We start from the raw sequence: 21,823 nt of genomic DNA, 5'->3' as shown, positions 1-21,823 counted from the left end.
GGCAAAAATTAAAACGTTTTAAAGTCAATAACTCGGATTCTACCGGAAATTGATGTAAAACCGCAGTACGATGCGTTATGCTCAGCTAAGCTGCTACGTATCTAGATTGCTTGGTTTCGGCGACTGGGAAGGGGAAAAGATTTGGCGATCGGTCAGCTTGTGGGATTTAGTTCGCGATCGCACCCGACCAAAGAAATCGGGTTTTTGAACTCTCCCACGACGATTGCAAGCAAATATTTTGGTTAACAACCAAGGTGATAGTCGCCCGCGCGATCGCGAACTAGCATCTTAAAATGCGATCGGGTATACTAATACACTTTTACTACTTTTGCTAATTTTGTTACCAAGGAAAATTAAAAAGGACAACAAATAGATGTCTAAACCAGTTATTTTGTGCGTTGACGATGAGAGAATGGTGTTAGACAGTCTCAGGACGCAGCTAGCAGCAGAATTTGGGAATGCCTACACCTATGAAGGAGCCGAAGATGCTGAAGAAGCCTTAGATGTAATCGGCGAACTCTATGACGAAGAAGAAGCCAGAGTTATTGTAATTATTTCTGATTGGTTAATGCCCGGTATTAAGGGAGATGAGTTGCTGATTCGCATTCATCAAAAATATCCCAATGCTATTAAAATTATGCTCACAGGTCAAGCTGATGAATTAGCAATTGACAGAGCCAAAAAACAGGCTAACCTCCATAGCTGCTTATCTAAACCTTGGTCAGAGGCAGATTTGCTGGAAACCATTAAATCTGGTTTGTCGAAGATATGAAACAACAGGTAATTATCTGTGTAGATGATGACAATACTGTACTCAAAAGTCTCAAAACAGAACTCCAAGAAGCTGTCGGCAATGCTTATCTGATCGAAATTGCCGAGGGTGGGGAGGAAGCATTAGAGTTGCTGGAAGAATTACTGTCAGATGGGTATGAAGTACCCTTAATTATTTCCGATCATATCATGCCGGAGATGAAGGGAGATGAGCTATTAAAACAAGTCCATCTAATCTCGCCCCAAACTATCAAAATCATGCTGACAGGGCAAGCAGATATTGAAGCGGTGGGAAATGCTATCAAAAATGCAAATTTATATCGTTATATATCCAAACCCTGGCAACGAGAAGACTTGAGTTTGACGGTAAAAGAAGCAGTAAACAGTTATCGGCAAAATCAACTGCTGGTAGCACAAAATGCACAACTTCAGCAAATGAATGAGGAATTGGCGCATCTCAATGGTGAGCAAGCCTTGCTGATTACTCTACTTCATGAAAATGAAAATCGCTTGACGCAGTTTTTGGAAGCAATGCCGATTGGGGTGGGAGTTTTGGACGCTGATGGCAAAGTTTACTATGTGAATCAGAAAGCAAAAGAGATATTTGGTAAAGGAGTTGTGCCGGATACGAGTTCCGAGCAATTCTCAGAGGTTTATCAAACCTATTTAGCAGGTACTAATCAAGAATATCCTCCCGATGATTTGCCGATTGTGCGGGCATTGAGGGGGGAAAATGCCACCGCTGACGATATAGAAGTGCATAACGGCGATCAAATTATTCCCGTAGAAATTTCTGCAACTCCCATTTATGATACCAACGCCAAAGTTACCTATGCTATTAATACTCTCTTAGATATTACGGATCGCAAAAAAGCGGAAAAAGAGCGCAAAAAGTTCATTGAGGAACTCTTTGAGGTTAATTGCAGTTTGGAACTTTCACTGGATGCAGAATTAGAAATCGTTGCAGCGACAAGTCGCTTTGTACCCAATCAGTTTTTAGCTTTTTTGGGATGTGACAGTATTGTTGATGTTAAATTGGGAGACGCAGTGGAGTTGGAAATGTCGATTTTATTTTCGGATATCCGCGATTTTACTACTCTTTCGGAACAGATGACACCGCAAGAAAATTTTAAATTTATAAATTCATATTTAAGTTATATGGAACCGCTGATTGTGGAAAATCAGGGGTTTATTGATAAATATATTGGCGATGCAATTATGGCTTTGTTTAGCGAGGGTGCGGATGATGCGGTGAAAGCGGGAATTGCGATGCTGCATACTCTTGCTGAATACAATCGACAGCGCACTTCTGCGGGCGATGTGCCGGTTCAGATTGGGGTGGGAATTAATACTGGTTCTTTGATGCTGGGTACTGTTGGCGGAAACAGCCGGATGGACGGTACTGTGATTGGCGATGCGGTTAATTTGGCTGCTCGGATTGAAAATTTGACGAAGAATTACGGGGTGTCGCTGTTAATTACTCAACAGACTTTCGATCGCTTGACAAATCCTGCTGATTATGCAATTCGGGTAATTGATAAGGTTCAGGTTAAGGGGAAGTCTGAATGGGTGACTGTTTATGAGGTTTTTGATGCGGATTTGCCGGAGGTTAAAGCGAAAAAGTTGGCTACTTTGGAAGTGTTTGCTGAGGCTTTGTCTTTGTACAATTTGAAGAGCTTTGGGGAAGCTGGGGGACTTTTTGCGGATTGTTTGCGCGAAAATCCGGGGGATAAGGTGGCTCGAATTTATTGGGATAGGTGTCAGTTGACAGTTGAGAGTTGACAGTTGACAGTTGGTAGTTGACAGTTGATAGTTGGTAGTTGGTAGTTGGTGATTTTTAGTAAGAACCAATGACTAATAAGTAATGACTAATAACCAATGACTAATGACTAATGACTAATAACCAATGACTAATGACTAATGACTAATGACTAATGACTAATTTGTTCGATCGGCATTTCCATGATAAACTCGGCTCCGTGGCCCGGTGCAGAGACGCAACTCAGCATTCCGCCGTGTTCTTGGAGCACTTTGTAGGAAATTGACAGGCCTAAACCAGTACCTTTGTCGGCGGGTTTGGTGGTAAAAAAAGCCTCGAATAACTGCTGGCAAACTTCTTCTGGCATACCGGGGCCGTTATCAGAAATCCGAATTATAGCCTTGGAGTTTTGGTATTCTGTCCTAATTTTAATTTTGCTGCGGTTAGCTTTGGCTTCGGCAATGGATCGTCCTGCGTTGTATTCCTCGATCGCATCGATCGCATTTCCGATCAAATTCATAAACACCTGATTGATTTTACCCGAATAGCATTCAACCAAAGGCAAATTTCCATAGTCCTTAATCACCGCAATTTCGGGATAGTTGCCGTGCGCCCTCAACCGGCTTTGCAGGATTAGTAGCGTCCCTTCAATGCCTTCGTGTAGATTAACCTTGCTCATTTGAGAATCGTCTTTGCGAGAGAAATTTCTGAGCGATCGCACAATTTCCCGAATGCGATCGGCTCCAATCTGCATCGAAGACATCGCTTTCGGCAAATCTTCTAACAGAAACTCTAGCTCGATATCCTCAATTTTATCTTGAATTGATGCTGGTGGCTGCGGGCAGTGTTGCTGGTACATATCGAGTAAATTCAGCAAATCTTCCGTATAGTGGCCGACGTGGACGAGATTGCCGCAGACGCTGCTAACAGGATTGTTAATTTCGTGAGCAACACCGGCTACCATTTGACCGAGGGTAGACATTTTCTCGGTGTGAATTAATATTGCTTGAGTTTGTTGCAATTCGTGCAAAGTATGTTCAAGCTGAAGTTTTTGTTGGGTTAACTCTGTTTGCGATCGCAGCAAAGCTTCTTCGCTGCGTTTTTGGTCGGAAATATCAGTAATTAACCCTTCCAAAGCGATCAATTGTCCTGAGTCGGAAAACACTCCCAAACCTTGCTCCCAAACCCATTTTAATTCGCCGTTTTTAGCAGTAATTCGGTAATTTAACTGATAGGGTCGATTTTCTTTCAGGGCAACTTCCACGGCATTACAGAAGATTTCGCGATCGTCTGGGTGTGTCAATTCCGAGAGAGAAACTTGCCTGGTACCGATAAATTCTTCGGGAGAATAGCCGGATATTTGATAGCAACCTTCGCTGACAAACTCCATACTGCGATCGGCATCGTTGCGAAAACGGTAGGCCATCCCCGGCAAATTGCTCATCAGCGTGGATAAGGCCCGCTGGCTTTCCCGTAGGGCTTCTTCTGCGTGTTTGCGATCGGTAATATCCGTCATCACCACCAGCACACAGAGTTCCCCCTCCAAATTAATCAATTCGGCTGACACCAAACACACCACCACCGATCCCGACTTCACCCGAAATTCGCATTCCTGGTTGCGAACAACACCCTGTGCTTCTAGCAATTGCCTAAAATCAAGTCGATCTTGAGACCTTACCCAAATATTTAATCCCGGTACTGTATCGCCGGTAATTTCTTCTAAACTGTAACCAGTTATCGACAAAAAGCTATCATTAGCTTCAATAAAACGACCCTCAGCAAAAGTAGTAATAGTCATCGGATCGGGACTCGATCGAAAAGCCTTAGAAAACTTTTCCTCCGACAAACGCAACTTTTTAATAGCTGCTTCCAACTGACTTGTCCGCTCTTTAACCCGGTATTCCAACACCTCGTTAGCCTGCTTCAAAGTCTCCTGGGCCTGCACCCGATAAGTGATATCGCGCACCACAGCTTGCAGGCCCATTTTGCCGCCGATATCCATAGAAGTTAGCAGCACTTCCGCCGGAAACTGGGAACCGTCCAAACGGCGGTGCAGCCAATCAAAACGGCAATTTCCTGTTGCCATAGCCGTATTAATTCGCTCTTGAGACAGACTCGTAGAGTCTTGTCCCTCCGGTTGCAACAGCGGGCTAAATTCCGAAGGATGCTTACCGCAAAACTCCGCTTCATTGCTGCATCCAAATAACTCTAAAGTTGCCGGATTGCAATCCAAAAAACCCTGTTCATCGAGCAGCATTACCGCATCTGTAGTCGATTCGTACAGAGTGCGAAACTTTCTTTCTGATGCTTGCAAAGAAGCAATCAACTGCATTTTTTCTTCTCCAGCCCGCTTTTGCTGAGTAATGTCCTGCATTACTTGAGAAAAGCCCTGCAACTCTCCGCTTTCATTGCGCAAAGGAGTAACAATAATCTTCGCCCAAAATCGGGAGCCGTCTTGGCCCAAGCGCCACCCTTCACTTTGATATCTACCTGTTTCCCTAGCTGTGATTAATTTTTCTTGGGGTTGGCCAATTGCAATATCTTCAGGCGTATAAAAGCACTCAGATTTTTTGCCGACTATTGCGCTGGCTTCATACCCCAAAATTCTTTTGGCTCCAGAATTCCAGCTCGCTACATATCCCTTAGTATCTAACATGAATATAGCATAATCTTTAACACCTTCAATTACCATGCGCAGGCGTTCTTCACTTGAGCGCAGTCCAGCTTCTGCGTTCTTGCGCTGGGTGATATCTTCCACAAAGCCTTCATAGTAGAGCAATTTCCCCCCTGCATCGCAGACAGCCCGCGCATTTTCAGCGATCCAAATTATTGTGCCGTCTCGGCGATAAATCTGCGACTCAAAATCTGATACGATGCCTTGTGATTGCAAAGCAGAAATAAACTGATCGCGCCGATCGGGATTGACGTAAAGCTGATCGCTGATATCAGTCAGACTGCCCATCAATTCTGCGGCGGAATTATATCCGTAGATGCGAGCCAAAGCTGGGTTAGCGCTGATGTAGCGACCCTCTTGGGTTGTTTGGAAAATGCCTGATACAGCATTTTCAAACATACTGTAATATTTTGCTTCCATTTGGTGTAGTGCCTCCGCGACATTCAGGCATTCTATCGCTTTATTTTCTAATTTTTGATTTCCCACGTTTCAATACCCTGGTCTTGTGTTTGAGTTTAATATTTTTGGTCTACCACCTGTCAAATTTGAGCCGTTAATTAAGCAGAAGGATGCTGTGAATTACCGGCAAGTCACGCTTTTATCAAAAGCAGTTACTATTAATTATTTTTGCGGACAGATAATACAGCGGACTGCTAGCAGTTGTATCATCTGGGGTTTCTATTTGTAAAGTTGCCACAATAAGAGGGCAATTGTTGTATCAAAAAATTCATATTCGGTAGCTTCGGGCGGAAAAATTCTGTAGCGGTGGTGGCATTTGTGCAGAAATCTGGGTGCGGGGCGTAAAATGTCGCCAGCAACTCTGGTAAAATCCCGATCGATTCTCGGTTTGGCCACCAAGCTCGATCGGGCTAAATTCGACTAAAACTAATAAATGACTTATTCTCCCGTACTTGCACCAGATACATCCGCAGCTTCAACCCTGACAGAGGAGAATCCTCTGTGGCCAGCCCTGCTGCAACAACTATTAGACAGACAATCTCTCTCACGCCCCCAAGCCGCCGACTTAATGCAGGGATGGCTAGCAGAAGCCATACCCCCGGTGCTTTCCGGCGCGATTTTAGCAGGCCTCCAAGCCAAAGGCATCTCTGCCCAAGAATTAGCAGGAATGGCTCAGGTATTGCACTCTCAGTCGCTGACAGGTGAGTCCCAGAGCGTTTTCGATCGCCAATCTCCCATTTCCCATCTCAAATTAATTGATACTTGTGGCACCGGCGGCGATGGTGCGTCCACGTTTAACATTTCCACCGCTGTAGCTTTTGTTGCCGCGGCAGGCAAAGTTAGAGTCGGAAAACACGGAAATCGATCGGCATCCAGCAAAGTCGGTTCTGCTGACGTGCTCGAAGCACTCGGAGTCAACCTCAACGCCGATCCTGCGAAGGTAAAAGCCGCTGTAGACGAAGTAGGCATCACCTTTTTATTTGCTCCCGGTTGGCATCCCGCACTTAAGGCTGTAGCGTCGCTCCGGCGCACTTTGAAGGTACGGACTGTTTTTAACCTTTTAGGGCCGCTCGTCAATCCTCTGCGCCCTACAGGGCAGATAATCGGAGTGTTCGATCCTAGTCTGGTATCAACTATTGCCCAAGCTTTGGGCGAGTTGGGGACTGACTTGGCGATAGTCGTCCACGGCCGAGAAAAGTTGGATGAGGCGGGCTTGGGTGATGTGACTGATTTGGCGGTTTTGTCAGGCGGCGAAGTTGAACTGACTACTTTGCACCCGGAACAGGTAGGATTGACGCCAAGTGCGATCGGCTCATTGAAAGGTGGAAATGTTGAGGAAAACGCCGAGATTTTGCGGAATGTTTTGCAAGGCAAAGGTACAGCAGCACAAATGGATGTTGTAGCTTTGAATGCGTCTTTGGCTTTTCAAGTGGGAGGTGCAATTCCTATTGGTTCCCACGCGGCAGGAGTTTCTCTCGCTAAGGACATTTTATCGAGTGGCGAATCTTGGTTGAAATTGCAGCAGTTGGTTGAGTTTTTGCGGTGAGTAAAAAGGTTCGTTCATTCAGTTGACAGTCAACTGTCAACTGTCAACTGTCAACTGAATTGCATCCGCTGCCGAACTTCTCTTTATGATCGCGATCGAAATTCAATGACATCTTGCTTAATAGTCACATCTTTATTGCCAAAAAAGTCGTGACCCAAAAGTCCGATATCTAGGGCTGGCGAGATAGCAACAACTACATTTTTAATTGCCAGACCTCCAGCTTCAACAGAAGTCAGGCGACCGAGGGGAAAAGTAGCCTCTCCGTTAGGAGTTTTTGCTTGCACTGATCCCTGGGGAACAACGCCCAAGGCTTTAGCCATTGCTGGTGTAATTACTGTACCGCTGGCTCCAGAATCCACCATCATATCGAACTTTTGTTTGCCGTTAAACGTGACTTCTATGACTGGGATATTAGCTTCTCGGCGTTTAATTTTGACCAGAAACACTCCCGACTTGGCATCAGGCGAAGCAGCGGGAGTTAATTCTTGAGGGAGAAAACCGCAGACTGATCTGCTCAAGCTGACAGTTTGGCCGCTGGAGTTCCGCATGAAGCATCCCTCACTTTCTTGAGCTGCCGCTCGCGACGAGTTGACTGCGGTGTAAACTAAAATTGAACTGCTCAGAGAAATAACCGCGGTTAAAGCCAGTATAGGTTTCCGCAGGTTTTGAGCGTTCAGCAGAGGCTTGATTGAGTTGGAGGGTAAAGGTAAGGGAGATTTGCAGGCCATAATTTGATAAAAGGGTTTAGGTCGATCGTAACAACGACAACTGCCTTTTGGTATAGATAGTCCAGAAATCCGTCACCAGCACTTTTTACCCTCGGCTGGCACAAATCAAAATAATATCTGTATATTACCGGCTAGCATCAAATCCCAGGCAGTGGTAAGAATTAAACCAAACGACTGTAATTAAGGATGCCATGTCACTTTCAACTGCACAACCCGCTCTCCTAGTCCTGGCTGACGGTACTGCTTACCGCGGCTGGTCTTTTGGCGCTGACGCCACCGTCGTCGGCGAGGTCGTATTCAACACCGGAATGACGGGCTACCAAGAAGTTTTGACCGATCCGAGCTATTGCGGTCAAATTGTTACTTTTACTTATCCAGAATTGGGTAATACCGGGGTAAATCTTGAAGATGAAGAATCTTCGCGGCCGCAAATTCGAGGTGCGATCGCCCGTAACGTCTGTAGTCGCCCCAGTAACTGGCGCTGTTCACAATCCCTGCAAGACTACCTAAAACAGTACGACATCCCCGGCATTTACGGCATCGACACCCGCGCCCTGACGCGCAAAATTCGCACCGTGGGAGCGATTAACGGCGGCATTTCGACCGTAATTCTCGACCAGGCGGAGCTTTTGGAGCAAGTGCAAAATGCCCCCAACATGGACGGGCTGAATCTGGTGCGAGAAGTGACCACCCGCGAGGTTTACGAGTGGTCGGAAGCCACAGATGCGGTGTGGGAGTTCAGTCCGACAGTCAAGCCTGCTAACGGCGAAATGTGGACGGTGGTAGCGCTAGATTTTGGGATTAAGCGCAATATTCTGCGGCGTTTGGCCAGTTACGGCTGTCGGGTAATTGTTGTACCCGCCAACACGTCAGCCGAGGCAATTCTCAAATACAACCCGGATGGCATTTTTCTGTCCAACGGGCCTGGAGATCCTTCGGCGGTAACGGAAGGGATCGCGACTGCGAAAGCTTTGTTGAAGTCTGACAAACCTGTGTTCGGTATCTGTATGGGACACCAGATTCTGGGTCTTTCCTTGGGTGCGGAAACTTTTAAACTGAAGTTTGGGCACCGGGGATTGAATCATCCGGCGGGTTTGACTGAGCAAATAGAAATTACTAGCCAAAATCACGGTTTTGCGATCGACCCAGATTCCCTAGTCCCGGAAGTAGAAATTACTCACCTCAATTTGAACGATCGCACCGTAGCCGGATTAAAGCACAAAACCCTGCCCATGTTCTCAGTCCAGTACCACCCGGAAGCCAGTCCCGGCCCCCACGACGCTGACTATTTGTTCGATCGATTCGTCCAGTCAATGCGAGAAAATCAGAAAGTACCAGCTTAGCCAGTGGGCAGTGGGCAGTTGGTAGTTGGTAGTTGGTAGTTGGCCCGCTTGCCGAAGTGTCGAAAATTTAGCCGTAGTTAACAGAGGCTATTGGTGCAGATGGCTACCGACAACTGGCTACCGACAACTGGCTACCGACAACTGACAACTGACAACTGACTGCTGACCAAAAAACAGTAGACAAAAAACCAAAAAACTCCTATAATGAAGCCTCGACTTTAAGCCATATCTAGCTAGGAGGGTGTCATTTCTGAGTCATTGACCCTGACCGTTAGCCTCAGAGGCACTCGCGAAGTCAGGAATAACTATCAGTTATTTCGCCTGACTGGCCTGCTGGACGCTTTTTCTGAGGCCACTTTTCGGAAGGTACTAAGTAAATGTATTGACGAGGGCCCAAAACACATAATTTTGGACTTGTCTAAGATAGACTTTGTGGATAGTTCCGGTTTGGGCGCACTTGTGCAACTTGTCAAGAAAGCCCAAACCTTGGAAGGGACATTGCAAATTGTCTCAAATGCCCGCGTAACTCAGACTGTTAAACTGGTTCGCTTAGAGAAATTTTTGTCTTTGCAGCCTTCGGTTGATGAGGCGGTAATCAACGTCAAGGATGCTTGAGTAGCAAAGTGGATTTAATTCGCTATCCGGTTATCAACGCTGGATAGCAAATTTTTGTTTTGCCGCTAAAAAAAATAACCATTTTCCCAGAATCTGCGACAGGTTTTGCTGCGATTTCCCCCGATGCTTTGAGGGATGTGGAGTGGCAGTAAAATATATGTTGTAAACACACGGAAAAATGTTATAAGAAGGTCAGCATCCAGATGAGTGTAAAAAGCGTTTTTTCGGAGTGCGAGCGTCCCGCTCGCTTGTGGATAGATCCCGCTTCGAGCTCTCACAGCGAACACTCGTGTGAAAGCTATAATTTATGAAGTGGCAGAAGACGAAATAAGTAAGTCTAGAAAAGCCAAGCTGTGCCGAAGTTTTATTTAAAAAAGTATGTTGCCGATCGCAGATGACGAACCAAAACTGAGTCTAAGTGATATCAGTTTAAATCGAGTGCATCCTGCGAGGGTTACACCAGCAGAAATAGAAAGGATTTCGCCCGCAGCCTGGGCATATTTGGGGGATGCAGTTTACGAACTCTACATTCGGAGTTCGTATTTAATGCCACCCAGAAGATTGCAAGCTTATCACGAATTGGTGGTGGGGCAAGTACGAGCCGAAACTCAAGCGCGTCACTTGCGATCGATCTCTCCTTACTTGAACAGTACAGAATTAGCAATTGTCAAGCGCGGCCGCAATGCCGTATCGGGTCGTTCTAAGCGAGCAGATCCAGATATCTACCAACAAGCCAGCAGCTTAGAAACTTTGATCGGATATTTGTACCTCACCGATCCCGAAAGATTAACCGAAGTTCTGGCGCTTTTACAACTTGAGACTGAAAGTATTTAGTAGTTAAGAGTTGGGAAAACCCACGGATTAATCAATAATTATTGCACGGTGGCTAACCTAAAACAGCAAAAAGATCGCGAAGGAAAACAGGATTTATCAGTCAATCATTAGCAAGTTTAGCACAGCAAAATCCTTGCTCCCTCAATCGAAAAGCTCAATTTTCTAAGCCCCAAGATTGCTCCCTCAACCAAGAATCAAGAATCAAGAATCGATTAGCTTTCAGCCAAAACGTTTTGACGAAAAGAAACCAATGAGAAAATTTACCAAACCCAACTCCTCGCGATCGAATTCCGACAGCAAACCATTCCGCAGCGAAGGCCGCCGTCAGGACTCAAAACCGTCCTTTCCCCGCTTTGAACGCAAGCCCCGTCCCGACACTCGCGAAGTAGACGCGCCTCAAAAGCGATCGAGCTTTTCCCCCCAATCCCGAGAAATGCCCGTGCGAGCAATTTTCAAACGGAGAGTCGATTCCGACAGCCAACCGTCCATCCGCAGAAATAACTTCAAAGACAGAGACGGAGACGGATACAGCAGCCCACAGCCAGCCCGCAACAATTTCCGAGACAGAGACAGAGACGGCAGCCCACAGCCAGCCCGCAACAATTTCCGAGACAGAAACAGAGACAGCAGCCCGCAGGAATCCCGGGGCAATTTTTACAAAGACAGAGACAAAAACAGAGACAGTAGCCCGCCAGAATTCCGGGGCAATCATTTCCGAGACAGAGACAAAGACAGAGACACTCGCCCGGTTGACACTGCCTCAAATACCGTCGTGCAACCAGACGCAGACACAGACGACATGATTTATGGCCGCCATGCGGTGCAAGCAGCTTTAGAAAGCGACCAAGTGCTGAACCGAATTTGGGTTGTCCCCCACCTTCGCTACGATCCCCGCTTTCACAGCTTACTCACCGAAGCCAAAGCCAACGGCAGCATCATCGATGAAGTTGACGATTTGCGCCTCGACTACATCACGCGCAAGGCAAACCACCAAGGCGTAGCCGCCCAAGTATCAGCTTACGAATACCTGGATTTGAGCGAACTGATCGCACAGGCTAAGGCTGCTTGCGCAGATCCCGTAATTGTGGTAGCAGAAGGACTCAACGACCCCCACAATCTAGGGGCGATTGTTCGCACCGCAGAAGCATTGGGAGCTCAGGGCATGGTGATTCCGCAGCGGCGGGCCGTTGGGATTACCTCGGCAGTCAGAAAAGTGGCAGCCGGCGCGTTGGAAAACCTCCCAGTAGCAAGAGTTGTCAATCTTAACCGGGCATTGGAAGAATTGAAAGAGGCTGGATTCTGGATTTATGGCACTGCCGCAGGCGTAGGTGATTCAGTAGAGACAATCAACTTCTCCGGGCCCACTGTTTTAGTTGTGGGCGGTGAAGCTGACGGTTTGAGCCTTTTGATACAGCGCGGATGTGATGGATTAGTTTCAATTCCTTTAAGGGGAAAGACTCCTAGCCTGAATGTCTCGGTAGCAACGGGAATGGCTTTATACGAAATTTACCGCCAGCGCGGGCCCAAAAAGTTTCACGTCCACGGATCGTAACGGTGATTAGCCCCACATCCTAAAGCCGGGGGCTTCTGGCCCCCAAACTTGCATCTTTGGTGATTGAAAAAAAGAATGCAACACAGTATAACAAAGTGTAAATAACGAAGGCCTAGGCCTTGCCCGCAGCACTCTGGAAAAAACCGTAAAATACATTGCAAAATCACATGAAAGAACTTTTGATTAGCTTACTCAACTTTTTCGGATTGGCTTGGTGGGTTGAAGTTAAAACTTCAGCGCCGCAGTGCATTTACTATTTTGGCCCCTTCTTGACTGCTCAAGAGGCGGAAGGTGAAAAAGCAGGATATGTAGAAGACATAGAAAATGAAGGTGCAGAAGGTATTAGTGTTTCGCTTCATCGCTGCAAACCTATTAGTTTGACTGTTGCAGATGATTTGGGAAAGTTTGGTGAGGGAGGGCTTTTGCTTGTTTAGAGCGGATAGTGGATTTTAGATTTTAGATTTTAGATTTACTTGACAGATCGTAAATCTGGAGATTCAACTTGGATCTAAAATGTTTGGTTCCTCACAATGTGGCTCTCTCAATTGCTAGCGGCTTGGGGGAAATTCTCAATCCAACGATCGATATCTGCGATTACCCGATCGGGAATTTCCCAAGGAAACAAGTGGGCTGTATTTGGATAGCACTGCCATTGACTGTTTTTAAGGTGGCGGGCTGTCTCTAAACTGGATGCTGAGGTGATATGTCGATCGCCCTCTCCGGCCATCACCAAGCACGGACATTGAATATCGCCGAGGTGCAGCAACCGATCGTATCCGGCCCTGAGAGCGGTATTTAACGCCTTTGTAGCGCTGCTGGAAGTCTGGAGGTAGGCGGGAGTAGCTGCCCGTGCTAAGTAGCGGTAAGGGGTCGCTGTATGCTGCTGTATCAAGTAGCGAAAGAGCGATCGCCTGCCAAAAGTATCAATATTCCACTGCCAACCGGGTATCGCCCAGTTGATAATTCCGGCTAAACCGGTGTAAAGATTATCTTGCCAAGAGATGGGCGGGTGACTTCCGCGCGGTTTGGCGGCGGATGCCAAGATAATCAAACCGGTGACTCGCTGGGGATATTTCATGGCTAATTCCAGGGCTAAAATCCCTCCCAAAGACCAGCCGATGACTAAAGTGCGATCGACTCCCAATCGGTCTAAAAGTGCTTCTAAATCAAGCAAGTGGTCGGTCATTTCAAAGGGATTTGAGGTGCGGCTGTTGCCATAGCCACGCAAGTCTGGGGCGATCGTCCGAAACCGTTGTGATAAGTGTTCTGTAAAGACAGACATACAATCGCCGGAACCGGGATGGCCATGCAAGCAGAGAATCGGAAATCCTTCGCCTTTGACGGAAACGCTAAGTTTTTGATGCGGCATTGTTTAAGAGAAGGAAGAAGGAAGAGGGAAGAAGGAAGAGGGAAGAAGGAACTTCTCGATCGGCTGTTGCTCTTTTAAATTGCCGATTCGGAACGCGGCTCGAAGCCCATTCCACAATACTTTGATTGTTTTTTGAGATATAACAATTAAAATGTAGAACTTCCTAATCATCTTGGCGGTTGCTATAGCAATCAAAAGCAGGATTTGTGGGATGGGCTTCTAACCTGTCCAGGATTGATGCTTAAACCAGATTCGTATTTTGGTGAACCTAGCCCCGGAGTTCTTAAAAGCTGGGATTCTTACTGATATAATCGGCAATTTTAGCAATAGACTGGCGGATTTGTAGATCGCCACTTGTGCGGCTGTCTATCACAGTCATCACGTAGGATTCGCCGTCAATGTTCATTGCTAATGTTGTGCCGAGCACCAGGGAATTTTCGCCAGTTTTTTCGCCCAACCACTGAGCCCTAGTTCCTTTCAAGGCGGCAAATCCCAGAGCGCGATCGTACTGCTGGTTGAGAGTTTCTACTAACAGTTTAGCACCCGGTGTTTCGCCGTTGTAAATTTGCACCATCATTTCGGTGAGTTCGTTAGCAGTCAAGCGGTTGGGCCCGGAACCGGGGTTGGAGGGCATAGTTTTTTCCCCCATCAATTTGAAGTTGACGCGGGTGACTTGATAGCCGCGATTTTCTAAGAATTGATTGATGTAATCGGAACCTAAATAATCGATCAGTTGATTGGTGGCGATGTTGCTGCTGCGATCGATCATTTCTTCTAACAGTAGCTGTACCGGGTAATTGCGATTGGACACAATCTTTGTCGATGAGTCTTCGGTGAAATTGCCTCGCTCGACGAATACTTCATGGTTCAGACTAATTTTTTCTTGTTCGAGTTTTTGCATCAGGGCGACAGCAATCGGCACTTTTATTAAGCTGGCCGGGCTGGCAGGTGGCACATCGCCCCGCAGGTTGACGCATTCTCTAGAAAGGTGGCAAATGCCGATCGACGCTTGCCTAGATAAACCGCTTTCGCGAGCCAACTCGGCCAAAAAATCTGATTTTGCTTGCTGCACTTGAGAGGTGGCTGCGGTGAAATTTTCCCGGTATTCTTGAGTTTTTGAGGCTGTGAGGGGAGCTAAAAATGAATTTTGCGGAACTTCGTGTAAGTTGTTGAGGGCCTGGTACCACAAAAATTGAGTTTGTTGCGAAGATGCGATCGACTGATTTTCCTTTCGTCCCGTTTCTACGGCTTGGTTGGCTAAACGGACTGCTTGCTGTAAGTTGTCGTTAGCTCTCTGTTCTACTAATATTTGGACTTCCACCGCTTGCAACTGCTGTATCAGTTGTGCTTGAGGATTGGCGGTGATGGGAACTAGCCGGGAGAGAAGCGTTGGTTCTGGGGAGGGTGAGGCGGGTTGTTCTAATTGGGTGACAAGTCGATCGCGAGTTTTGTAGAGTTCGTCTAGGGAACGCGGGTTAGATTGGGAGAATGAACTGGCGATGGTTAACACTTGAACCAGTCCGATGCTGGCTGCTACTGCCGCCATCTTGTTTGCGATCGACAAAAAACGCCCGATTCCTCGCATATATTCGACATCCTCAACACAACCAAATTCAATCTAAGCAGCTATTGTTACAAGAGTCAAACCATTTAAGATTTGAGATTCTCGATTTAAGATTTGGGATTTGGGATTTGGGATTTGGGATTTGAGCCGTAGGGTGCGGATACATCGAAAATTCTCAACAAAGAGCGACAATCGATCGAGTGACGCACCTGTTATTTTGACGAATGCCCAATGCCCTGTTTGGCCAATGCCCTGTTTGGCCAATGCCCTGTTTGGCCAATCCCTCCGCTTCGCTTCGCCCAATGCCCTGTTTGGCCAATGCCCAATGACTAATGCCCAATGACTTCTGCCAAAATAAAGGGGGTCGATCGCGAGGAGTGCGATCGACTCCCTCTAAAATATTGCGAACTATCTACTTTCTGCGTCGCCGCCGCCAGTCAACACCCAACCGCTTGAGGTAATCCCAGCCACGTTGGGGCCAGACATGAGCGCTACCAGTCTTTTCGGCAATCCAGAGAGCTACTTTGGGGCCTGTCCAGTCTCCGCCATCGGGGGCAGAGCCTTGCAGCGCTTGTCGCAGTTCTTCTTGCTGTTCTGGACTCAGCAAGGATTTTGCAGGAGGGGGCTGGCGGTCTCCGCTGCGGTTTCTCACAGAGTTAGGCCCTTCTCGGTTGTAGCGCTGGACAATTTCTTTGGCGTAGTCGTAGTTGATACCTACGACTTGGGCTGATTGTTTGATAGTCCAATTTCGAGAAACTAAGAGTAGCAAGTGCCAGCGGCGCGACTCTGTGGTGTTTTGTGCCTGCCGGTAGCGAAGTTTGAGTTCCTCTGCCGTCAGGTGAGATTCTAGGTGAGCTTTAGGTGGCATTCTTCCAACGGGGCATCGGGAACTTCTTACCATATATCTTTGGTTTTGGGGATAATTCCGGATGAAATTGTGTTCTTGGGGATCGTTGGGGCAAATACTTAGCTTTTTTTTACCGCAGATGCACGCAGATAGACGCAGATCAAGAAGGGCTGTAAGTGGGTGCAATTGCCAGCTATATTGGCTAAGTGGCTGAAAGTAGAATTGATAAAGGTACGAGCATGGCATCCATCCGCGAGTTGCACCGACAACTGGTCAAGAAAGAACGCTCTGCTGTGGAAATTACTCAAGAAACATTAGACCGAATTACCCAGCTAGAGCCGAAATTGAAAAGCTTTCTGTGCGTGACAGCAGATAGCGCATTGGCGCAGGCCCACAAAGTGGATGCCCAAATTGCAGCAGGCGAGGAAATTGGGCTGTTGGCCGGTATCCCGATCGCCGTTAAGGACAATATGTGCACCGAGGGCATTCCCACAACCTGTGGATCTCGGATTTTAGAAAATTTTGTGCCTCCCTACGATGCAACCGTCGTCTCCAAACTCAAAGCAGCCGGTGCCGTGATTCTGGGCAAGGCGAATATGGACGAGTTTGCAATGGGGAGCTCGACGGAAACTTCTGCGTACCAAGTTACCGCCAATCCTTGGGACTTGGAGCGCGTGCCCGGAGGATCTTCTGGCGGTTCTGCCGCGGCGGTAGCTGGCGGAGAATGCGTCGTGAGCTTGGGTTCGGATACTGGGGGTTCGATCCGCCAACCTGCTGCTTTTTGTGGCTTGGTGGGGATGAAACCGACCTATGGGTTGGTTTCTCGCTACGGTCTGGTGGCCTATGCTTCTTCTCTCGATCAAATCGGGCCCTTTGGCCGGACTGTTGAGGATGCGGCGATTTTGTTGGGGGCCGTCGCGGGTTATGATCCGAGAGATTCCACGAGTCTGAATGTCCCAATTCCTGACTACGCTCAAGCTTTGAGACCCAGTTTGCGACCGAAGGGTCAGATTAGAATTGGTGTAATTAAAGAAACTTTTGGCGTCGGGTTGGACTCTGGTGTTAAAGATGCTGTGACTAAGGCGATCGAACAATTTCAACAATTGGGAGCAGAAATTCAAGTCATTTCTTGTCCCCGGTTCCGCTACGGTTTGCCCACTTACTACATTATTGCTCCCTCGGAAGCTTCGGCGAATTTGGCGAGATATGATGGAGTCAAGTATGGTTTCCGATCGCCCGATCCCGATAATCTGTTGGATATGTATGCCAAAACTCGCTCTCAAGGGTTCGGTGCGGAAGTTAAACGCCGGATTGCGATCGGCACTTATGTGTTGTCGGCTGGATATTACGACGCCTATTATCTCAAAGCTCAAAAAGTTCGGACTTTGATTAAAGAAGACTTTGAAAAGGCTTTTTCTCAAGTTGATGTTTTGGTCTGTCCCACTGCTCCGACTACGGCTTTTAAGGCAGGCGAAAAATTTAACGACCCCCTGAGTATGTATTTGTCAGATTTGATGACTATTCCGGTGAATCTTGCTGGTTTGCCAGCTTTGAGTTTGCCCTGCGGATTTGATGATCAAGGACTGCCAGTGGGCATACAACTGATTGGTAATGTTTTGCAAGAATCTCGGTTGTTTCAAGTGGCTCATGCTTACGAACAGTCTACCAATTGGCACTTGCATCGCCCGAAATTGGATTAATTTTTGAAAGTCGGCGGAACGGGGCGACGGAAGTTAGTAATAGATCTTGGCTAATGGTCTAAATTAATCATTTACGACCGTTAGCTTTTAAGCGATATCTAATTTCCCCCCGTGCCTATTTTCTATGAACAAGTTTTTGGTATTTCTTTTGTCTAAACCGCTAATAACTTTTGGGATGGTTTTGGCGATCGCTTATTCTGGTGCTTGTCTATTTCTATTGGCAGCGCAAGGTAAGTTTATCTTTTTTCCGGCGCGGGCGATCGCAACTACGCCAGATGATTTTCAGTTGAAATATCAAGATGTTTGGCTGCCAATTCCAGCTAAAACAGGGGCGGTGGAAAGTGTGCACGGGTGGTGGATTCCTGCCTCGGAAAAACCCGGCAAATTTCGGGGCGAAGTCAGAGAAGCAGTTTCGGTTCCTTTGAGTTTGGGAGAATCAAAAGAGGCAATTCCGGTTTCTCCACTTAACAAGGAGAAGTTAGGGCGGGTAGTTTTGTACCTGCACGGTAATGGTTCAAATGTGGGAGCAAATGTCGAACACGCTAATAGATTTCATCGCTTAGGTTTGTCGGTGTTTCTGATCGATTATCGCGGTTACGGAAAAAGCCAGGGCGATTTTCCCAGTGAATCTAGGGTTTATGAGGATGTTGAACAGGCTTGGGATTATTTGGTGAAACAGCGCGGGATTCACCCAAATCAAATTTATATCTATGGTCATTCTTTGGGAGGGGCAATTGCGATCGATCTGGCAGTGCGCCACCCGGAGGCCGCGGGGTTAATTGTGGAGGGTTCTTTTACTTCGGTACTGGCAATGGTGGATTTCCAAAAACCGCTATTTAGGGTGTTTCCGATAAATTATTTGCTGACGCAGCGGTTTGATTCTCTATCAAAGGTCGATCGGCTACAAATGCCCGTGCTATTTATTCACGGGACTGCTGACAGTGTAGTTCCAGCCCAAATGAGCAAAAAACTGTTTGATGCAGCACCAGAGCCCAAACAGCTTTACATGGTTCCTGATGGAGGACACAATAATTCGGCACAAATCGGCGGTGTAGAATATCTGCGGGTAGTGAGCAAATTTCTAGGTACTTCCAAGTAGAGAAAAGCAGTTGTATAGCAAGAAACCGGGCTTCTGAGTTGAGTTTGTAGTAGTTAATGACGCATGGGGGCGAGAAACCGGGTTTCCACGAGTTTTGGTTTGGGTAACGAGAAATCTGCGAAGAAACCCGGTTTCTGGGTTCGCTAGTGATCGCCCAGAAGCAAAAAGGAAGTTATCGCGATCGTACCGCTTAATTGAACCTTAAAACATTCAGCCACCAGTCCTTGATGGGACGGCAATAATTGCAGTAATTGTTCGAGCTAATCGGTTGTTGTTTGTTAACTTCACAACCTCGCCGAGATATTTTGCGGTTCGGCATCCGGGCGCCGCATAAATTAGCATCTGTAAGATTAGCTTTGTTCAATCTCGCATCGCTCAAATCTGCCCCTCTGAGGTCTGCACCGCTGAAATTTGCACCGCTTAAATCAGCTTCTTTGATATCTGCACCGATGAGATTTGCACCAGTAAAATCGGCATTTCTCAGGTCTGTTCGACTTAGTTTCGCTGCTCTCAAATTACTACATTTTAAGTTAGCCAACTGAAGGGATGCGTCGATCAGAGAACTCTCGCTGAGGTTGGCATTTTCTAAGTTGGCTCCCCTGATGTCGGCCCTGCTCATGTCGGCTTTGCTGAGGTCGGCGTAGGCCAAAAAGGCATTTTTCATGTTGGCGTTGTTTAAATTAGCTTCCATTAAATCCGCCGCCGTCAAGTCGGCATCAACTAAGTCGGCCCTGCTGAGAGTGGCGCGGCTCAACGAAGCCCCAAACAAATCTGCACCGCTCAAGGAAGCCCCAAATAAGTCGCATCCGGGACATTCTCTTGTTGCTATCAGCCGCCTGAGTAGAGACATATTTTGGGCTGGTAAGGGAACTGCTGCGCAAAATGGGAGTAGCAGTATCGCTGCGGCCAGAATTGTCAGTTTAATTTTGGTCATAAGGTGTTGCGCATTTAAATTGTATATTTCAATTACTTATTCCGTACTTTTGACATCCTCCCCCTCTCTCCTTCTCCCCTTCTCCCCTTCTCTCCCTCGAACATAACAGACTGGACTTACGCAGGGGCTAAAAACCTGGTTTTCTTGTTAATTCTTCGCTGTCAAACCCAATATTTTTAGCAGAAACCGGGTTGTTGGCGCAAGTCCTAGTCTAGTGCATTGATACGCCTCGACGGTGTAAGATTTGTCGGCGATCGCATTTGCGGATATTACTTACACCTTTAGGATGAGAGCAAACACCTCAAAGCAGTTTTGCAGGCGATGGGCGAGTCGCCGTTTGCAGGCGCTGAATGCCTTGTATTTTCGAGCTTTTGACTGCTGGGGTAAATGGCTGGCTCCGGCAGTGGCTCGGTAATTTGTACCCGATGTAGTTGGATTTTGCTGCGGAGGGCGATCGTTCTCCGTACAGGCGATCGATAAATAAGCCAATTGGCTTAGACTCTTAAGACATATTGCTGATGCGATGCCTTCTATAAAAAAGATAAGATTGTGGTGCGATCGCCAAAATAATACTGAGTAAGCACGTATAAAAGACTACAGCTTTGCTCGGCGGGTGTTAAATGTGGTAACAACTAATACTTTTAGACAGGGAAAACAAATGTTGAACAGCATAGACGAACTAGCAGAAGGCGGCAGAGGGATCAAACTCATGTGGCAGATTGCAGACGCGCTGAGTTACACCCGGACTCCCGATGGTCGAAATTGTTTGTCTGTGAGCAAAATTTACAAAGTAGAAGGTCGCAATTGCTCCAAACAAACAAAAAAGGCTACCCCTTTAGATGGGTTAATGAATTTGTTAAAAAATAAGTGGGATTGGCAAGATGACATTGAGCAGGAAGAAGAACTGAATGAAAGTTCTGTTAAACAGATCAGCTTGCAAGTTAACACGGATATGAATTCTTTAACTAAAGTTTTGGACTGGTTTGAGCAGTTGCAAGATTTATCGATTTCCAATGAGGTTTGGTTCCAGTTTCAGTTAGCTTTAGCGGAAGGTTTCACTAATGCTGTTCGCCACGCTCACACAAATCTGCCAGTAGAAACTCCTATTCAACTGAAAATTACGGTATTGAACGGACGCTTGGAACTCAAAGTTTGGGATTGTGGTCCGCGTTTTGATTTTGATGCTAAGCTCAAGGAAATTATCGCAGCAGATAGAAAACCCGGCTTAGATTTAGAGGTTTTGAGCGAGCCTTGCTTGATGCCTCCCAGCAGACAGATAACTTTGGAAATGTCTCAGTTTCTGATAGCTGGGTAGAGGAATAATTGACAGACTGGAGCAGTTGAAAATGTGTTATGCTAACAACGGTGTTAGAGGAAAAGTTACGGGTTGTGTCTCCGCGTGGGTTAGGTTTTTTTAAGACTAGCGACCTGCTGCGGAGGAAGTTAAAAGCTATGGACTTGGGTGAGTCTCTAGCGGTTCGATAAAAATGGGTTAATTTGTCAAATTAGACATAAAAAATTCAAAGTAAAAGCTTAAAAATTATTCACATTAATTTTTGTTTTTTTAATTTATCATGATATCTGGTCGCTCACCAATTACTAATGATTTCCAAAGAAAGTTTATTTGTGCTATCCCTATTTCCCTACTTGGGATTTCTCTGGTTTTTGACTAAATCTGGAAAAACACCCCGTTTAGCTTTGATGGGATTTTACGGCACTTTGGTTTTTGTGGCTGTGACTATTCCTGCCGCAATTTACGCAAAAGTTGTCTACAATGAGTCTCTAGCAAATGTCGATTGGCTGCACGGTTCTGCGGAACTATTTTTGACACTTGCCAATATTTTAGTAGTTTTAGGTTTTCGGGAAGCGGTGATTAAGGCTAAAGAATCTTCACAAAATAGTGGTGAGGATCAAGATTGTGTTGTAGACGCGGGAGAATAGCGGTAGTTAAGCTGTTGTGGTATTGGAATTTAATTTTTGGGGCGGCGTCGAAGCCCACCCCACAAGAGATTAAAAGAAAGATGATTTT

21 protein-coding genes are annotated in these 21,823 nt (G+C 46.6%); 13 read left to right on the top strand and 8 right to left on the bottom strand.

Translation table 11 applies throughout. From position 1 onward, the window contains the following. The first annotated feature begins 373 nt into the window (after window positions 1-373). Both QUB52_RS06110 and QUB52_RS06105 read left to right on the top strand, forming a co-directional pair. Window positions 374-772 carry a response regulator gene (locus tag QUB52_RS06110; RefSeq protein WP_265239640.1) on the top strand — a complete coding sequence of 133 codons (399 nt, stop codon included), beginning with the start codon at window positions 374-376 and terminating at the stop codon, window positions 770-772. Next, window positions 769-2,553, top strand: a complete 1,785-nt coding sequence (locus QUB52_RS06105) for an adenylate/guanylate cyclase domain-containing protein (protein WP_265239639.1) — start codon at window positions 769-771, stop codon at window positions 2,551-2,553. Before QUB52_RS06110 ends, QUB52_RS06105 begins: the two co-directional genes overlap by 4 nt. A 149-nt stretch (window positions 2,554-2,702) precedes the next feature. On the opposite strand, the gene QUB52_RS06100 is transcribed toward QUB52_RS06105, so the two are convergent. Next, on the bottom strand, window positions 2,703-5,624 hold the full coding sequence (locus QUB52_RS06100) for a PAS domain-containing sensor histidine kinase (RefSeq protein WP_265239638.1): 2,922 nt from the start codon (window positions 5,622-5,624) through the stop codon (window positions 2,703-2,705). A gap of 258 nt (window positions 5,625-5,882) precedes the next feature. Then, on the bottom strand, window positions 5,883-6,059 hold the full coding sequence (locus QUB52_RS06095; protein WP_332973636.1) for a hypothetical protein: 177 nt from the start codon (window positions 6,057-6,059) through the stop codon (window positions 5,883-5,885). Window positions 6,060-6,096: 37 nt separating this feature from the next. Between QUB52_RS06095 and trpD the strand changes: the two genes are divergently transcribed. Then, on the top strand, window positions 6,097-7,209 hold the full coding sequence (trpD, locus tag QUB52_RS06090) for an anthranilate phosphoribosyltransferase (protein ID WP_265239636.1): 1,113 nt from the start codon (window positions 6,097-6,099) through the stop codon (window positions 7,207-7,209). An 83-nt stretch (window positions 7,210-7,292) separates the two neighbouring features. Here trpD and QUB52_RS06085 read toward each other — a convergent pair whose 3' ends face one another. Further along, on the bottom strand, window positions 7,293-7,937 hold the full coding sequence (locus QUB52_RS06085) for a retropepsin-like aspartic protease family protein (RefSeq protein ID WP_265239635.1): 645 nt from the start codon (window positions 7,935-7,937) through the stop codon (window positions 7,293-7,295). A gap of 191 nt (window positions 7,938-8,128) precedes the next feature. On the opposite strand from QUB52_RS06085, the gene carA reads away from it, so the two are divergent. The 5 genes from carA (at window position 8,129) to QUB52_RS06060 (ending at window position 12,715) form a co-directional block, all read left to right on the top strand. Next, the gene (carA, locus tag QUB52_RS06080; RefSeq protein ID WP_332973638.1) at window positions 8,129-9,280 is read left to right on the top strand and encodes a glutamine-hydrolyzing carbamoyl-phosphate synthase small subunit; all 1,152 of its coding nucleotides are present in this window, start codon (window positions 8,129-8,131) and stop codon (window positions 9,278-9,280) included. A 258-nt stretch (window positions 9,281-9,538) separates the two neighbouring features. Further along, window positions 9,539-9,895 (top strand): STAS domain-containing protein, encoded by a 357-nt coding sequence (locus QUB52_RS06075; protein ID WP_265239633.1) that lies wholly within the window; start codon window positions 9,539-9,541, stop codon window positions 9,893-9,895. A 378-nt stretch (window positions 9,896-10,273) separates the two neighbouring features. Continuing rightward, window positions 10,274-10,729 carry a Mini-ribonuclease 3 gene (locus QUB52_RS06070; RefSeq protein ID WP_265239632.1) on the top strand — a complete coding sequence of 152 codons (456 nt, stop codon included), beginning with the start codon at window positions 10,274-10,276 and terminating at the stop codon, window positions 10,727-10,729. Between the two features lie 250 nt (window positions 10,730-10,979). Further along, on the top strand, window positions 10,980-12,281 hold the full coding sequence (gene rlmB, locus QUB52_RS06065; protein ID WP_332973639.1) for a 23S rRNA (guanosine(2251)-2'-O)-methyltransferase RlmB: 1,302 nt from the start codon (window positions 10,980-10,982) through the stop codon (window positions 12,279-12,281). A gap of 167 nt (window positions 12,282-12,448) precedes the next feature. Next, entirely contained in the window at window positions 12,449-12,715 is a 267-nt protein-coding gene (locus QUB52_RS06060; protein WP_265239630.1) for a DUF1816 domain-containing protein, read from the top strand. A 107-nt stretch (window positions 12,716-12,822) separates the two neighbouring features. Here QUB52_RS06060 and QUB52_RS06055 read toward each other — a convergent pair whose 3' ends face one another. Next, window positions 12,823-13,650, bottom strand: a complete 828-nt coding sequence (locus tag QUB52_RS06055) for an alpha/beta fold hydrolase (RefSeq protein ID WP_332973640.1) — start codon at window positions 13,648-13,650, stop codon at window positions 12,823-12,825. On the opposite strand from QUB52_RS06055, the gene QUB52_RS06050 reads away from it, so the two are divergent. Then, the gene (locus tag QUB52_RS06050; RefSeq protein WP_332973667.1) at window positions 13,588-13,728 is read left to right on the top strand and encodes a hypothetical protein; all 141 of its coding nucleotides are present in this window, start codon (window positions 13,588-13,590) and stop codon (window positions 13,726-13,728) included. The two genes, QUB52_RS06055 and QUB52_RS06050, sit on opposite strands and share 63 nt — an antisense overlap. 205 nt (window positions 13,729-13,933) lie before the next feature. On the opposite strand, the gene QUB52_RS06045 is transcribed toward QUB52_RS06050, so the two are convergent. Both QUB52_RS06045 and QUB52_RS06040 read right to left on the bottom strand, forming a co-directional pair. Further along, on the bottom strand, window positions 13,934-15,235 hold the full coding sequence (locus QUB52_RS06045; RefSeq protein ID WP_332969028.1) for a serine hydrolase: 1,302 nt from the start codon (window positions 15,233-15,235) through the stop codon (window positions 13,934-13,936). A 391-nt stretch (window positions 15,236-15,626) separates the two neighbouring features. After that, window positions 15,627-16,082: a helix-turn-helix domain-containing protein gene (locus tag QUB52_RS06040; RefSeq protein WP_332969029.1), complete on the bottom strand. Its 456-nt coding sequence runs from the start codon at window positions 16,080-16,082 to the stop codon at window positions 15,627-15,629. 218 nt (window positions 16,083-16,300) lie between these two features. Between QUB52_RS06040 and gatA the strand changes: the two genes are divergently transcribed. Then, window positions 16,301-17,761 (top strand): Asp-tRNA(Asn)/Glu-tRNA(Gln) amidotransferase subunit GatA, encoded by a 1,461-nt coding sequence (gatA, locus tag QUB52_RS06035; RefSeq protein WP_332973665.1) that lies wholly within the window; start codon window positions 16,301-16,303, stop codon window positions 17,759-17,761. 124 nt (window positions 17,762-17,885) lie between these two features. Then, the gene (locus QUB52_RS06030; protein WP_265239625.1) at window positions 17,886-18,860 is read left to right on the top strand and encodes an alpha/beta hydrolase; all 975 of its coding nucleotides are present in this window, start codon (window positions 17,886-17,888) and stop codon (window positions 18,858-18,860) included. Window positions 18,861-19,050: 190 nt separating this feature from the next. Here the strand turns inward: QUB52_RS06030 and QUB52_RS06025 are convergent, their stop codons facing one another. Both QUB52_RS06025 and QUB52_RS06020 read right to left on the bottom strand, forming a co-directional pair. Next, window positions 19,051-19,794 (bottom strand): pentapeptide repeat-containing protein, encoded by a 744-nt coding sequence (locus QUB52_RS06025; protein ID WP_265239624.1) that lies wholly within the window; start codon window positions 19,792-19,794, stop codon window positions 19,051-19,053. A gap of 273 nt (window positions 19,795-20,067) precedes the next feature. Continuing rightward, the gene (locus QUB52_RS06020) at window positions 20,068-20,283 is read right to left on the bottom strand and encodes a hypothetical protein (RefSeq protein ID WP_332969031.1); all 216 of its coding nucleotides are present in this window, start codon (window positions 20,281-20,283) and stop codon (window positions 20,068-20,070) included. A 169-nt stretch (window positions 20,284-20,452) separates the two neighbouring features. Between QUB52_RS06020 and QUB52_RS06015 the strand changes: the two genes are divergently transcribed. Together QUB52_RS06015 and QUB52_RS06010 are read left to right on the top strand one after the other, a co-directional pair. Next, on the top strand, window positions 20,453-21,109 hold the full coding sequence (locus QUB52_RS06015; protein ID WP_265239622.1) for an ATP-binding protein: 657 nt from the start codon (window positions 20,453-20,455) through the stop codon (window positions 21,107-21,109). 287 nt (window positions 21,110-21,396) lie between these two features. Further along, window positions 21,397-21,735 (top strand): DUF3593 domain-containing protein, encoded by a 339-nt coding sequence (locus QUB52_RS06010; RefSeq protein WP_265239621.1) that lies wholly within the window; start codon window positions 21,397-21,399, stop codon window positions 21,733-21,735. Window positions 21,736-21,823: the final 88 nt, after the last annotated feature.

The organism is Microcoleus sp. A6-C6 (assembly GCF_036705955.1).
Classification (GTDB): Bacteria; Cyanobacteriota; Cyanobacteriia; order Cyanobacteriales; family Microcoleaceae; genus Microcoleus.
This window is presented reverse-complemented; position numbering and strand designations above follow the sequence as displayed.

Excerpts from the sequence above, each read along its gene's own strand:
- QUB52_RS06110 (WP_265239640.1), top strand. The coding sequence starts at position 374 with ATGTCTAAACCAGTTATTTTGTGCGTTGACGATGAGAGAATGGTGTTA.
- QUB52_RS06105 (WP_265239639.1), top strand. The coding sequence starts at position 769 with ATGAAACAACAGGTAATTATCTGTGTAGATGATGACAATACTGTACTC.
- QUB52_RS06100 (WP_265239638.1), bottom strand. The coding sequence starts at position 5,624 with ATGGAAGCAAAATATTACAGTATGTTTGAAAATGCTGTATCAGGCATT.
- trpD (WP_265239636.1), top strand. The coding sequence starts at position 6,097 with ATGACTTATTCTCCCGTACTTGCACCAGATACATCCGCAGCTTCAACC.
- QUB52_RS06085 (WP_265239635.1), bottom strand. The coding sequence starts at position 7,937 with ATGGCCTGCAAATCTCCCTTACCTTTACCCTCCAACTCAATCAAGCCT.
- carA (WP_332973638.1), top strand. The coding sequence starts at position 8,129 with ATGTCACTTTCAACTGCACAACCCGCTCTCCTAGTCCTGGCTGACGGT.
- QUB52_RS06070 (WP_265239632.1), top strand. The coding sequence starts at position 10,274 with ATGTTGCCGATCGCAGATGACGAACCAAAACTGAGTCTAAGTGATATC.
- rlmB (WP_332973639.1), top strand. The coding sequence starts at position 10,980 with ATGAGAAAATTTACCAAACCCAACTCCTCGCGATCGAATTCCGACAGC.
- QUB52_RS06060 (WP_265239630.1), top strand. The coding sequence starts at position 12,449 with ATGAAAGAACTTTTGATTAGCTTACTCAACTTTTTCGGATTGGCTTGG.
- QUB52_RS06050 (WP_332973667.1), top strand. The coding sequence starts at position 13,588 with ATGCAAGCAGAGAATCGGAAATCCTTCGCCTTTGACGGAAACGCTAAG.
- QUB52_RS06055 (WP_332973640.1), bottom strand. The coding sequence starts at position 13,650 with ATGCCGCATCAAAAACTTAGCGTTTCCGTCAAAGGCGAAGGATTTCCG.
- QUB52_RS06045 (WP_332969028.1), bottom strand. The coding sequence starts at position 15,235 with ATGCGAGGAATCGGGCGTTTTTTGTCGATCGCAAACAAGATGGCGGCA.
- QUB52_RS06040 (WP_332969029.1), bottom strand. The coding sequence starts at position 16,082 with ATGCCACCTAAAGCTCACCTAGAATCTCACCTGACGGCAGAGGAACTC.
- gatA (WP_332973665.1), top strand. The coding sequence starts at position 16,301 with ATGGCATCCATCCGCGAGTTGCACCGACAACTGGTCAAGAAAGAACGC.
- QUB52_RS06030 (WP_265239625.1), top strand. The coding sequence starts at position 17,886 with ATGAACAAGTTTTTGGTATTTCTTTTGTCTAAACCGCTAATAACTTTT.
- QUB52_RS06025 (WP_265239624.1), bottom strand. The coding sequence starts at position 19,794 with ATGACCAAAATTAAACTGACAATTCTGGCCGCAGCGATACTGCTACTC.
- QUB52_RS06015 (WP_265239622.1), top strand. The coding sequence starts at position 20,453 with ATGTTGAACAGCATAGACGAACTAGCAGAAGGCGGCAGAGGGATCAAA.
- QUB52_RS06010 (WP_265239621.1), top strand. The coding sequence starts at position 21,397 with ATGATTTCCAAAGAAAGTTTATTTGTGCTATCCCTATTTCCCTACTTG.